General features: G+C 55.3%; 13 protein-coding genes. 5 read left to right on the top strand and 8 right to left on the bottom strand.

All coding sequences use genetic code 11. From position 1 onward, the window contains the following. Positions 1-695: 695 nt before the first annotated feature. From B4589_RS04480 to B4589_RS04470, 3 genes are all read right to left on the bottom strand, one after another. Complete coding sequence (locus B4589_RS04480) at positions 696-848, bottom strand: hypothetical protein (RefSeq protein ID WP_158081140.1); 153 nt, start codon at positions 846-848, stop codon at positions 696-698. A gap of 282 nt (positions 849-1,130) precedes the next feature. Beyond that, the gene (locus B4589_RS04475; RefSeq protein WP_079235167.1) at positions 1,131-3,170 is read right to left on the bottom strand and encodes a minichromosome maintenance protein MCM; all 2,040 of its coding nucleotides are present in this window, start codon (positions 3,168-3,170) and stop codon (positions 1,131-1,133) included. Between the two features lie 214 nt (positions 3,171-3,384). Then, positions 3,385-3,966 (bottom strand): hypothetical protein, encoded by a 582-nt coding sequence (locus B4589_RS04470; RefSeq protein WP_255246126.1) that lies wholly within the window; start codon positions 3,964-3,966, stop codon positions 3,385-3,387. Between the two features lie 326 nt (positions 3,967-4,292). Here B4589_RS04470 and B4589_RS04465 point away from each other — a divergent pair, with 326 nt between their 5' ends. Continuing rightward, complete coding sequence (locus B4589_RS04465; RefSeq protein WP_079233142.1) at positions 4,293-4,928, top strand: phage repressor protein; 636 nt, start codon at positions 4,293-4,295, stop codon at positions 4,926-4,928. A 274-nt stretch (positions 4,929-5,202) separates the two neighbouring features. Further along, positions 5,203-5,616: a TRAM domain-containing protein gene (locus B4589_RS04460; RefSeq protein WP_176330493.1), complete on the top strand. Its 414-nt coding sequence runs from the start codon at positions 5,203-5,205 to the stop codon at positions 5,614-5,616. Positions 5,617-6,082: 466 nt separating this feature from the next. On the opposite strand, the gene B4589_RS04455 is transcribed toward B4589_RS04460, so the two are convergent. The 3 genes from B4589_RS04455 to B4589_RS04445 form a co-directional block, all read right to left on the bottom strand. Then, positions 6,083-6,502: a dual specificity protein phosphatase gene (locus B4589_RS04455; RefSeq protein ID WP_079233141.1), complete on the bottom strand. Its 420-nt coding sequence runs from the start codon at positions 6,500-6,502 to the stop codon at positions 6,083-6,085. A 173-nt stretch (positions 6,503-6,675) separates the two neighbouring features. Then, the gene (locus tag B4589_RS04450; protein WP_079233140.1) at positions 6,676-7,494 is read right to left on the bottom strand and encodes a M48 family metallopeptidase; all 819 of its coding nucleotides are present in this window, start codon (positions 7,492-7,494) and stop codon (positions 6,676-6,678) included. Positions 7,495-7,600: 106 nt separating this feature from the next. Then, on the bottom strand, positions 7,601-7,981 hold the full coding sequence (locus B4589_RS04445) for a hypothetical protein (protein ID WP_079233139.1): 381 nt from the start codon (positions 7,979-7,981) through the stop codon (positions 7,601-7,603). A 148-nt stretch (positions 7,982-8,129) separates the two neighbouring features. On the opposite strand from B4589_RS04445, the gene B4589_RS04440 reads away from it, so the two are divergent. Then, complete coding sequence (locus B4589_RS04440) at positions 8,130-8,909, top strand: winged helix-turn-helix domain-containing protein (protein WP_079233138.1); 780 nt, start codon at positions 8,130-8,132, stop codon at positions 8,907-8,909. A gap of 60 nt (positions 8,910-8,969) precedes the next feature. Here the strand turns inward: B4589_RS04440 and B4589_RS04435 are convergent, their stop codons facing one another. Both B4589_RS04435 and B4589_RS04430 read right to left on the bottom strand, forming a co-directional pair. Then, positions 8,970-9,461 (bottom strand): hypothetical protein, encoded by a 492-nt coding sequence (locus B4589_RS04435; protein WP_079233137.1) that lies wholly within the window; start codon positions 9,459-9,461, stop codon positions 8,970-8,972. 28 nt (positions 9,462-9,489) lie between these two features. Next, the gene (locus B4589_RS04430; RefSeq protein ID WP_176330492.1) at positions 9,490-10,056 is read right to left on the bottom strand and encodes a hypothetical protein; all 567 of its coding nucleotides are present in this window, start codon (positions 10,054-10,056) and stop codon (positions 9,490-9,492) included. Between the two features lie 435 nt (positions 10,057-10,491). Here B4589_RS04430 and B4589_RS04425 point away from each other — a divergent pair, with 435 nt between their 5' ends. Both B4589_RS04425 and B4589_RS04420 read left to right on the top strand, forming a co-directional pair. Continuing rightward, a complete protein-coding gene (locus tag B4589_RS04425) occupies positions 10,492-11,718 on the top strand; it encodes a hypothetical protein (protein ID WP_079233135.1) in 1,227 nt (408 codons plus the stop codon). Between the two features lie 591 nt (positions 11,719-12,309). After that, the gene (locus B4589_RS04420; RefSeq protein WP_079233134.1) at positions 12,310-13,143 is read left to right on the top strand and encodes a ParA family protein; all 834 of its coding nucleotides are present in this window, start codon (positions 12,310-12,312) and stop codon (positions 13,141-13,143) included. Positions 13,144-13,147: the final 4 nt, after the last annotated feature.

Below are 13,147 nucleotides of genomic sequence, written 5' to 3'. Positions count from 1 at the left end.
CGATTCTTACGGAGCTACTAGCAAAAAGGCGAGCCAACCATGGTGAAAGTAGAGGGAGTCCGGCTAGTTGATACCTTTATGCAGTGTCATCAGTTGTGCTGAATACACAGAATAGTTCTGTACATAGCCCTGGGGTCGAAGGCTGGAGATATCCATTCTCCGGGCCCACCTCCAATGATTCAGCGGAAGAATGCCTATGGAGGATCTGGTTGTTGGAACCGTGCCTAGGGTACGCTATGGGAGGAGATCTCGGAGGTCGTCTTCGTCGAGCGCGTTCTGTTCTCTGAAGTACTGGTCAACATCTTCTACTTCCTCAAGCGATGTAACATACTCACCTCTGGATTCTGCACTCCTACTGTACTCTGCCAGCGCTTTGGGTGGGTAGTCGTGGTAAGGATCGATGAAAAAGAACGAAAATCACGTGGTACTCCGTGTTTCCACGGGGAATTTTGTCTACGACTTTCGTGTACAGGCGTCCTTGATCACCGACAACAATAATGTCGAGATTGCCAATCTGCTCGTACACGAAAGAGCGAGGCGAGGCCTCGCTCGTGGCGATATTCAATAGCCGGTTGACAACGTCTTCCTGTTCTCCAGCGTCAAGGGCAGCGAAGTTCTCAAGCGCTTCACCGGCGAAGATGACCCGAGTCTCTTCGTCAGACAGGGGTACCCGGCTCACAGCTGCTAGAACAGAATCAGTACTTCAGGACGGATTCGAGGTCATCCTTAGTCGCTGTCCGCCCCTCAGCGATATCCTCGATCCCGCGAAGAACACCCTCCGGGACCTTGGGGCGTTCTCCGTCTTCGGCGTCGTCCTCTCGGTTGTCACCGGTCGGGTCGAGACTCATCTCGCCTGAACCCGGCATTCCCAGAGTAATAAGTGTGTGTCTGAAAGCCTATAGGGCTTTCAGACGCATATCGTCTTACCAGTAGTTGGTACAGTTTCTTTACCCAAATCCCTGATGAAACCGATGGTGAACCGCCTCGGGGTCAAGCCCCGAGTCACTCGGCCTGCTCCGCCTGTAGATACCGCATTTCTGCTTATCGGCTGTTCCGCAGTTCAAGATATAGAACGAGTATCAGAATAGCGAATTAACCGACAATCAGGAGACTAATCTCTCTCCTTCCTCCTATGACTTCCTCAGCTCGCCCTTTATCTCGTAGACTTTGCCGTTCTGCTTCAGCGACTCGATAGCGCTGTTGACCTTCGACTCGTCCATGTCGAGGGTATCCATGATCCCTTCGACGGTTGCGTCGTTCTGATCCTCGATCACGCCGAGAATCTGCTTCCGGCGGTCGCGCTGGCTCTTGCTTTGTCCCGTTTCGACGACGTCCGCATCGAACTCTCCGCTCTCGGGGTCGATGCCGACCTGCTTCATTGACTTTCGAACCAGTGAGAGGGCACGGTCTACGTCCTCCCGCTGGACTTCATTGGAGAGGCGCACTCGGGCGGACGCCTCCGCGAGGCGCGCGATGGCTTCCTCCTTTCGGAAGGTCACTGGCACTGGGTTGTCCTCCCCATCAGCGTTGGCGAGCCGGAGTTCGAGGAACTCCTCACGGAGGTACTCTTGCGCCTCCCCATTCTCTGCGCTGATGTACGGCGTCACCTCGTCCTTCGCATAGGCGATGTACGCACGTAGCGTCTCGTGAGGAATCGCCGGCTCGATGCTCTTCCGCTCTTCCTCGGTGAGATCTTTGCCGAGCTCCTTCTTTGCCGCCGCCCGCCGCGACCGCATCATGTGGTCAACGACCTGCCGGTCAGTCTCCTCGTCAGGTGAGTCGCTAACCATGAACATCAGATCGAACCGTGACATCAACGCCGGTCCGAGATCAAGTTGCTCAGCAATCGGCTCGTAGTTATCGAACCGTCCGTATTTTGGGTTCCCTGCCGCGAGCAACGTGGTGCGCGCGTTCAGTGTCGCGTTGATCCCTGCTTTGTTTACCCGGACTTCCTGATTCTCCAGGGCGTCGTGGAGGGATGAGATGACGTTATCGTTGACCTTGTCGAGTTCGTCGATACACGCGACTCCACCGTCAGCGAGGACGAGCGCGCCGGCTTCGAGCCCCCATTCGGCGTCGCCGAAGTCGTCGGCTACCGCCGCCGCGGTTAACCCCGCAGCCGTGGCTCCCTTCCCGGAGGCGTACGTTGAGCGCGGAGCGAGGTCATCGGCGGCTTTCAGGAAGGTCGATTTCCCGCAACCAGGGTCACCCATCAGGAGAATGTGAGAGTCACCGCGCGTTCGCTCGCCGCGGGACCACCCGCCGAACATCTGGAGCGCGATGGCGAGTTTCACGTCCTCGTCTCCCTTGTGTCCCGGGTTGATCGACTGAACTAGCAGGTCGTACGGGTCACCGTACTCGCCGGCGGCAATGGCCTCAATCTCGTCAAGGTGCTCGGAGATGTCGATATCGTCGTAGGAACTCTCCTCTCGAACGGCTGCCTGCCCGTCTACGATGGTGTCGAAATCACGCGTCTGGCTACTCCCGGGTTCCTTGACGTCGAGAATACCGGTGAGGGTGACGCGATCACCGGCGTCGAACGACTGAATGAGGTCATCTTCGAGATGGACGTCGATGGTCGCACCCTCTCCGTCTTTCGTGTGCTCGGGCGGCTGTTGAACGCGGGCGAACTGGTGATTGGTCCACGTGCTGGCCGACGAGTCGTGTCGGAACGGACCTTGTCTTTCGCACCCTTCACACTCGTGCGGTTCCTGAAGCTGGTCGCCAGTCTGCGGGATACTCGTCTTGGTTCCGCAGCGCTGGCATTCGAAGGTGGCTTCGACGACGCGCAGTTTCACTGGGCTGACCTTCTGGACTTGGCCGCGAATCCCCAGTAGCTTCCCGATGTTTTCTTTCCGTGGAACTTCCGCGACGTCGAGGACGATGTCGTCTGGGAGGTCGTGGATGCGGATGTGGGCGTCGGACAGACTGACGTCTACGGGCAGGTCGTATAGTCGGAGTGCCTCTTCGAAGTATTCCAGCGTCTCTCGTGGATTTTCCTTGATGTCTTCTGCGAGGCCGCGGTCGAATTGGAAGACATCAGTGTAGCTCACGTGGAGTGAGCGTTGTTCTCGCGGGTAGTGTTGGGCGAGCTGTGCGACTTCCTCCTGGTAGTAGTGCCGGAGGAATTGTATCAGGCGTTCGGTGAGTTCTTGCTGATTCTGTCTCATGTTGAATTGTTGGAGCTCCACAACACCTTTGCCGGGGTGTGGTTCCCGGACCGGAGCGAGCGGAGCGAGCGGTCAGCGAGCAGACCATCAGCTAGCCGACCATTATTTACAACCGCCTTTACCGTACAGATTCTGCGGCCTCAGAGGCTATCGTCTGAGGCCCGCTTCATCGGAGGAGGCTTCCCACCTTCGAGGTGTTGTGGGGCTCCCACAGTTACTCGCCTCCGTTCCGCCGACGGTGACCGACGACGCTGCCTGGAAGGTCGCCGTTCTCCAAGTTCATCTTCAGCCGACTCTCCCCACCGGTGCCGCGATCGTACCAGAGAACATCCTCCTTCCCGACGAGACGTGGAGCCTTCCGGAGGTCGTCGTAGAACGTCGTGCGGTCGATATCAGGGTACTTCAGCGCCGCCTCGGCCTCTTCCTTGTTCAGCGACGCCTTCGCATCTCGCCCACGTTCACGTTCCTTCTCAGCCGCCTTCTTCAGATGTTGGATGAGCGCGATACGACGCTGCTTCGCAGTCATCTCGTCGCTGTTCTCGACGAGAGATAGCAGGTCAGTCCGTGCGTCCAAGCGCTCAATTTCCGCCCGGAGGTCCTCGTTCTCCTGCTGGAGGGCTTCGACCTCGCCTCGGAGCGTGTCGCATTCCGTGCGCACGTCATCAAGATCGTCTTCGAGAGTTTCGATGCGCTTCGAGTGAGCCTCCAACCGCGCTTCGATGGTTCGGAGTTCTGGAGCATCATCTTCATCCAGTGAGCTATCCGGGGACTCACCCTTCTGCTGCTGACTGCTCACACCATCCACCCCCTGCAGGTTGGCTCTTGACCGGTAGTGATAGACGCGGTATCGCTGCTTCCCTGCATCGATCCACTCCCGAGGGTAGGGCGATTTCCAATTGCTTCTAGCAGACACTGCGCGTCCGAGGAGGCGTGTTGCAGACGGTATTCACCTCGTGCAGCATGACGAGGAGCCCAATTCCGGTCTCGGTGAATCATGTCTGTGTCCCGCTATGACCCCGTAGTTTAAAAAGTTTTCAGGAAACCTATTCTATACCTCCATAGCTATCTGATGGTAGACTGAATCACAATACCTATATTCGGCCACATACAGGAAACTGGTAAATGGAACTTTCAGATACTGACTGGGGGATCCTTAACCTGTGTAGCGACAACCGCGAAACACGGAAAAACATCGCTGCGGCACTGGACAAGTCGCCAAACTACATCTCGAAAGAACTCTCGAAGCTCAACGAGATGGGGCTACTCCAACAACCTGGTCCAGCGGAGAACTCCGGGATGCACGTCACGACGAAGAAAGCAGAGTTCGTCCTCTCGAAACAGGAGAAGTACGAGCGGCGACAATCCGAACTGTTTGGCGAGTTCGTTGAGTCGGCTGTCGAACTTGCTCGTGAACTGTCCGCGGAAGCCGATGAGGAAGTTACTCCACGCGACATCGTGGTTGTGACCGGACAGGCGCACGAGTTACTGCAGAGACTGGAGAACCGAAGCGGGATCTCTCCACAAGAAGCGGCGGATCGGATCGAGATGAATCTCTATGCCACACAAGCAGTTCTTTACGAACTGTATTTCTTCGATCTTCTTGACCGGGCAGTCACGTCTGAAGGAGAAATCTATGATCTCACCGCCCGTGGACGGCGACTTCTTGACCAGCCTGCTCAGACGACTGTGAAGGATGCGAATCGAACGTGGAACATGATCACGTCGAAAGACAGGTCGGAGCCGTCCTTCGATGAATGAGTCTGAATGACTCCTGTTTGTGAACGATTCGGCCCTATTAACTACTAGGGGCTCGGTCAGGGCTGGGATTCCTGCTTCAACGACACGACTTGCGTCCGCCTTGGCGAGGCCCCCCAGTTGGCATACGTTCACGGTGGCATTCTTATCCCGATCGGCGATGGATCCGCATGCCGATCACAGTTCTCGCCGAGGTTACGAAATGCTCGTTTCGGCGGCGTAGTCGGGAACAGCAGAATCAAGTGTTCATCGTCGCGTAGCCGGATACGATCTACAAATGGAGATCTCAGAGCAACTCCGCTGTCTGTTCTCTGCTACTGTCGAAGAGCAGGATGGGTCGTACGTGGTTGAGGTACCGGAACAAGAGATTCAACTTGGCGACCTACAGGCAGGCGATACATACCGTGTGGCCGTTCTCCCGTCACGTTCGACCGAAGTAGCTGACGATACTGACGCCGAGTCCGAGCGCGAGCAAGCGACACAGTTGCCACCTGTTGAAGAGGGCGAACAGCGCACCGTCGAAATCGAAGATATCGGTGAACAAGGCGACGGTATCACGCGTGTCGAGCGTGGGTTTGTCGTTATCGTCCCGGACACCGAACAGGGCGAGCGCGTCACAGTCACGATCACCGATGTGAGTCAGAACGTTGCCTTTGCCGATGTTGTCGAACGCGTGAGTTACTACGACTGACTGACACGGAACAGTCACTTGACGTACGGCCGAGAACGTAGAGAAGTTCAAGCGGAGGGAGCGCTGGAGCGTGTCACACTGGCCTCCAGGCTCCACGGGTACGTTCTCAGCTGGAACGAAAAAGGTGAGTATTCACCGGTCACGCGGCGTTCAATCGCTGTTCACCCAACGGCGTTGGATACTGTACCCGCCACAGTCCGGGCACACGTGGTACTGCAACTCGAATCGTGAGCCACAGCCCGGGCACTGGTAGGGCTCGGTTGGATTCTCAGTTGAGAGCAAACCCTGTAACCGGTCTACCAACGCCATCATGGGCGAGAGAACACGCGACACAGATAGTTCCAGCGACGCTTCAATCGCCAGATATCGACGACCTATACATATCTATGTGGCAACTCGAAGAGCAAGCCAAGAACTTGCGCGGCGAATAGAGAATCGATTACCGGCAGGGTAGGAGCGCGAGAGTTTACTTCGGAAATGCTCGATACACGCTGACTGCTTGCCGCACTAACGCGGGATGTGCGTCAAATTCGGCTCTCTGTTCCTCGATCCGTTCGAATGCCCCCTCGATACTGATCGCGTTGTGGAGTGCAACAGCGGTCGCCGCGACTGACGGGCTTCGAGACGCACCGCGACGACAGTGTACTAGCGTAGTTTCACCGCGGTCCAGGCCTACTAGGACCTCTTCAACGGCCGTTCGGAACGTTTCCTGCTCGTTTCGAGGACCGTCCATCATCGCACACTTCGAAACGGGAACAGGGAACCCAGACTCAGGATCACCATGCGTCAAGGAAACGACGCTATCAACGCCGTGCTCTTGAAGCAGTGCCGTATCCCCGGCATCCGCGAGCGTCCCTACATACAGGTTGGGGGCGACCTCATCCATCACGCAGTAGCAACACCTGACTGGTGGTAATGGTTCAGGGACTGAACGTGCTGGGCAGTCGTATCGTCTTCCCTGTGCTTGGTCGGAGCCGCAACGTTTCACCCGATTATTCGTACTCCCGAGGTGAGACACATGCGTACTGCGGTGGGATAATCCGCCACTCGTCGAGAGATTCACTCTGCTACGGTTCGACCGGACTGGATCCGCGCTGCGAGCGGTGGATGGACACGAAACACTGACTGATCCGCGTCATTCATCGACGAGACCGCCCGGAGCACGGCTTCATACTGGTCGGCATCTCCGAGGTACTCTGCCGCGGTTAGATCGGCCAGGTACTCGCGTTCACGAAGCACAGCCGCGTGCAATACTGCGTACAGGATACTGATGGCACCAACACCGAGCGTCGTTTCGACCTGAATACCTGTGAATCCAGGAACCACCAAGGTAACGACGGTCCCGAGCACACTTCCGGCGACACCGACGCCAACGATCGTCGCTGGGACGCGGAGAAGATTCCCGAGAAGCGTGTGGTAGTTCTTCAAGTGGGCGAGTTCGTGGGCGATAATCCCTTCGAGGATGCTGTCTGACAGTTCGGACAGTGCTGTTTTCGACACGACGAGCTGTGCGGAGTGTGGCGTCAGGCCTCCGGCAGCTGCAGTCACGTGCTCAGTATCGACGACGTGCACGTCCGGGTCCGGCAAATCGAACGCAGTGGTGACGCGTTCGATAGCTGTTGAGAGCCGCGGGTGATCGTCAGCACTGCTTCCCGTACGCGTCGGTGCATAGCCCCGCTTGGCGGCGACGAGTTGTCGCGCGTTTACGCCGGCAGCGAGAGCGACGACGAGCCACGCGGCGACGCCGAGTACAGTGACGAGCCCGTAACAGAACACGAGGAAGACGCCGACAAGTAGTATGCCTAGCGCGAGGAGCCTGGCCTGATGGGCGCGACGGATATGCTGTTCAGTGTCTAAGTACTCGGTGGCGAGACTCATCTTTGGCTGGCGACCACGCTATAGCTGGCGCTTCGATTCCTCAGCGCAGTCTCTCGCTGATTCACCCTCTGAATTTGGAAGGTACGCTGTTGGGAGTTTACCAACCTTATTCGGGAGAGGTGTACGGGAGGAGGTTCCGTACACTGTCCAGGAATCCGCTGCCCAACGATTGATCCTCGTACGTCGCTTCCCACTCGTCATCGGTACGGTGGACGTGTCCGGCGTGGCGCTTCGCTGGCGTGCCGCCGATGAATCGCTGAACCTCGAACTTGTATTCGGTGCCCGAGGAATCGTCTACGGGCGTTAACCCTTCTAGGCGGAACGATGTATTTGCGTCAAGCGGCGTCGTGGTGTGTTGGTCGTCGTACGCGGTGATGATTGCCTCTAGGATCGCCTGCTTCCGTTCGTCCGGGACAGTCGTGGGGTCGTCTGTATCGATGATTTTGTATGGATCGTTCCATTCGTTAACCCCCCTTTGTCGAGTCATCGTACCTGCTGAGCCGTATGTCGAGGTTCATCTTATCTTCATTCGACGTGAGAATTCACGGCCAGCGATAATCTGTCACGAGATGTTGGAATCATCATAGATAGTCAGATATATTCGACCGTGAAGGATACTGTCAGTCGGATATCGTATGGCTGTCGAGGCTGATATCACGGCCCATCAGATTCTTTCCAAGCGCCAGCAGGTGCTTGAGCAACTGCTGAACGAACCGCAGACCAAACCTGAATTGGTAGAGGCGCTTCCCTGCTCGCGCTCGACGGTTGACCGGGCAATCGAGGAACTCCAAGAGATCGGGTGCGTTGAGCGCACAGCACCGAATTCGAGTCTATACCGCGGGACGACCCTCGGCGAGTTGATGCTCCAAACGCATCAAGAGTACCTTGGGAGGCTACAGCAGTACGAAGAAGCGAGACCAATTCTCACAGAATTACCTGATGATGCACCGATCGGGGAGGACATCATCCGGGACGCTGATGTGTACCGGTCCGTCAAATCGCCGGACATCGCGTTCCGCCCTGGACAGCGGCTAATGCAAGACGCAACGAAAATGGTCGGAACCGCTCCTGTGGTGTATCGAGAATTCTTCGAGGAGTACATCGATCGGCTAAATCAGGGCTCGTTCGAGTTCGAAGTGATAATCGAGTCTGAAGTGTTAGAGTTGATTGAACAGGAATACAGTGACGAGTTCGATGCACTCACCAACTTCGATGCCGTGACCGTGTACCGGACTTATGAGTCGTTCCCCTACGGGCTCTGGGTGATGGACCGTCCTGACTCGGATACTGCCGGGATTACGTTCTATAACGAGGGTGGCGTTCCTGGCGCGATCGTCAACGATTCTGACGACGCCGTCGAATGGGCGGCCGAACAGTACGCTCAGTACAAACACGCTGCCAGTAAAATCGTCTAGCGTGTAGCGGTTATCCAGGGCCGACCCCGTCACGAACGCCCGTCAAAAGAAGCGCCTGTGTCATTCGACATAGCCGCGCTCCCGAAGGAACTCGAACCGATTCTTGTGGTTGCTAATGATGCCGTGTGCAGGTGAGACCGCTTCGGAGAGTTGCGAAATCGTCTCATCCTCGATTACGACGCCGTAGTAGTCATCCAAGGGAGCGGTCGGATCGACGAGTTTTGTCCCGTCAAGCATACTCCAAGCGTGGTTGATTCCGTCGAGCGATAGGTCTGCCATGACGGCGACCCCTTCTGTGTATTTGAATCGGGTATCGTACTCCCAGAGGCTGTACGCGTTTCCGAAACACGCCTTGGTTTCCGGTCTGGTTGCTTGAATTGCGTTCTCTATCAGTGCACGCTCATCAGCGGTCACATCTTTCGAAAGCGTGACCTCGTGGCCAGCAATCGAGGCCTGTTCAAGATCGGTCTTCGAAATGGCTCGGCCATGATCCGCCACATAGTCATGAACGGGGGAATTCGTGCCTTCCGCGCAGTTCTTGGCTTGATTCATTGGTGTATATCGCAATTTTGTTTTGTTGTTACTTGTCGAGGTCAAGCTCGGTAACGTTTCGAATTCCGAAGCCAGTCCCCCCTTCGTTCCCCGGCCGATAGGTAGCATCCCGGTACGTTTCGATGACGAGGACACGTCCGCCGGCCTTGATCGTGTCTTCAATGTCGTTCCGATGCACGGTAATCCGGTTGGTCCAGTGTGATCGACTGGAATCGTTGGGGAAGTGGTTCTCTGTGGTCTCAGTGATGCCAGTCTCAGCTTTCATTTGATCTGGCAATCGAGGATTTGAGCGAAGGGATTCGATCTCCCCAGCAGGAGTGATTGCCAGAACGTAGAGGTGACCATGACCTTCGTCTGCGCCTTCGCTATACCCATCCGTTTCGAGATGGGTGTACTGGTTCACGCGACGGGTCTTGACTTCAGAGGCGGGAAGCATGTCACTATGAGCTTGCGACCACCCGTTGCGCGTGTCGTGCACGTAAATCGCGGCTGAAACGATATCCGGGGTAACGGTGATCTCTACTTGTCTACCTGCAGATCGTTCTTGGGAGAAGGTGGCTGTCTGCTCCTCCGCGGAGTTTGTCTGGTGTTTCATGATTTCTAACAGCACCACTGGTATGAAACAGGTATTTAAAATGGTTAGCCTCTGAGAGGTGACTCAAGCCCTATATTTGATACACACATGCGTTCTAGCTTTGTTTATCGCTTTTCGGTGCCATACCGCTGGCGTGGCAATTTCGATGAATCATTGTTACGACGACGGTCAGCTAGCCAACTACCACAGTCGGTTGATGTATCGCGCGCAGTGGACGATGTAATGATTTCTACAGAATTCATTGAGTGGCTACACGGAACCGGCGGCAATCAAACCGCTATTCTGATAGTTTCAATTGATGGGTGACCACCGACGACACTCGTCACAATATGGTCGTACTGTGAGTCTGCCAGAACCGATTATAATATACGGTAGAGAGCCTCTAAGCGGTATTCGGGGCTAATGCTTTTTCCAGTAGAGGTACTAATCTTTGATATGCGATTGAGTCCATTCAACCGGAATCCCGACAGCGAAGATTGGTTTGTGGACGCCCCACTCTATGGAGGAGAAGGATACGACATTACCTACGAGATCATGCCGATGCGATCCGATGAAGACGTCAGTAATTACGATCGGATTCCGCGGAACGGAGATGACTTAGATAAAGAAGAACTGGCGTTTGATTTCAGTTCCGCGATGCGGGGGAGCGATTACGTCGAAGTGTACTCGTCGTTTGATCGGCCATCGATTAAGTGGTACTCTAGAAGCGAATTCAAAGCCGAATTCCGCTATGACCCTCTGAACCCACCAAAACCCCAGGACGTCGATGAAACCGAATGGGAGCAGTTACACGAGCGCCGCATCGCAGGCTCCGCCGAACCAACCATCCACGATACGGAAGACCGTGTTATCTTCCTTGACCGTATTGCTCGGTTGTGGAATGGGGAGTCCGTCTGTGGCGTCCACTTACTCTGGGACCAATGCCCAGCCGTCACCGACCTCACAGCAGACCTCGACCATGATGACCTCAACCACCTCTACTACAATACCAATCTTGGGTGGGAAATTATTCTCACGTTCGCCGACGCAGACTGGTTTGATTATAGTTCCGGATTTCTGAAATCAACGACCCTCCTCCGCAAACCAGTCTGGTACGACCTCACACAGGCAGGACGCACCCGAATTAACAACGACGACGACCTCCCGGACTTGCACGGTGATCTCAATGAGGGACTGACGCACCGCGTCACCGTTGGGCTCACCGTGCTTGATGAACTAATCGCTGGCCACGAAGTCCAACCATACGCCGAGCTTGATGCTGGCGTCGTCGATGTCGTGAGTAAGGATGCAGCTGGCCGGCGGTACGCAATCGAAATCCTGACCGACCACCATGGCTGGGGGAACTACGAACAAACCTACCGGAAACTCCGCGAGTTATTCAATAAGGGATTCCAGCCGATCGTCGTGTTCGATACCCGAGCGACCGCGTATAAGGTCTTCAACTACTGGCTCCGTGAGAGACTCGCGGAACTACCCAACGGCACATTCGACTCCGATTATAGCATTTCGAAAGGCCGCGAGCAAATCCAGGCAGCATACAACGACTCCAACACTGCCTGGATCGTCAGTGACTGGTCCACCACTTGGCGAAAGTGGGAAGATACGCTCGGGCCAAACGGCCCCGAGCTCACCCGCGAACAAATCCTATCAATCAACTGGTAACGAATTTTCCAGACATCATCTACACACCCCCTAGATGGGGTCATATACAGGTATTACACTGGTCCTGATTTTCCCACCAACTCTCCCGTCCGGACGTGTATAGCCGTGTTCCGCACCGATTATCAGGCCCGGAAGATTCCGGAATCTCTCCCCAATGAAGGGTTTCTGATACATTACGATTTGTTACGGCTGGTCAATAATCACCCGAATGCGTACGGATGGCGTTACATGAGTTTCGTAATGGTGTTTCGAAAACTGGCCGATGGAACCCGTCCGAAATCAACGGCCTATTCTGCGATAGTTCGCGGTGTAGATGCCAGACTAATTGATACTCTCAATGCTCTCTTGGATTTCGAGTAACAGCTGTATTAACCAACACTCGGGAGGAAGACACTCGACTATTGGTTAACATAGAAAATTCGTAAGCGAACCACTCGCCAACGACGATTCAGAACCGAACCCGTCCCGTATCGACCGGGATAGAAGTAGGTCTAACATGGCTAAATAGTTGGTCTTAATAGTTAGTCTAACTACATAGTATAACTAATTAGTCTAATTATCCTTTTACGTGTGTGAGACTTACTTGTATCCATGCTCACTTACACCGTCTATTCCGAGTCAGGCGGCGTTGGGAAGACCACTCTCACCGCAAACCTCGCTGATGCCCACAGTCAACGAGACCAGGACGTCTTGGTTATTGACTTGGACCCCCAACAGGGATCGTTAACGTACCTCCTCGGAGTTGACACCTCCCGTGACGACGATGACGCCGACAACATCGCCCGACATCTCATCGACCGCCCGGGTGGCTCGTTCGACGACCTCATCCACGACACACCGTTTGGCTTCGATCTCATCCCCTCCCACAACATGCTAGAGAGCCTTCCACAACTCCTGAATAAAGCTCAAGAAATGGCCGAGGACTTGGGCGACTCATTCAACCCGCACGACAGACTCCGCCAAGTCTTGATGAACGCGGATGTCAACCAGGACTACGACGTACTTATCGTGGACCCTCCAGCGACAGCAGGAGTCCAACTCTACAACGCTGTGTCCGCGACCCGATCGCTTGTCCTCCCAGTCGAACCCACCGGTAAGGGGCTTCAGTCGATTTCAGGTATCGAAGACATCGTCACGAACCTCAGCACAGAGCTCGGATTCGACGTCGGCGTACTTGCTGTCGTCCCAAACGGAGTTGGGCAGACGACCAATCAAGATCAGTACCTCACACAGATTCAAGAACTCGGATATGATGCCCCCGTAATCCTCCGTAATCGAGCCTCGTTGTTCGAGGGGTGCTGGGATGAACAATGCACGGCGTTCCATTACGTCGGGTACTATCGGAATCGGCATCGTGACTACGAAGTGGACACGCTCGACAAACTACGTACCCTTGCGACTCATATCGAAGAGGTAGACCAATGACTGG

Origin of the sequence: Halolamina sp. CBA1230 (assembly GCF_002025255.2) — an archaeon.
Taxonomy (GTDB): domain Archaea; phylum Halobacteriota; class Halobacteria; order Halobacteriales; family Haloferacaceae; genus Halolamina.
This window is presented reverse-complemented; position numbering and strand designations above follow the sequence as displayed.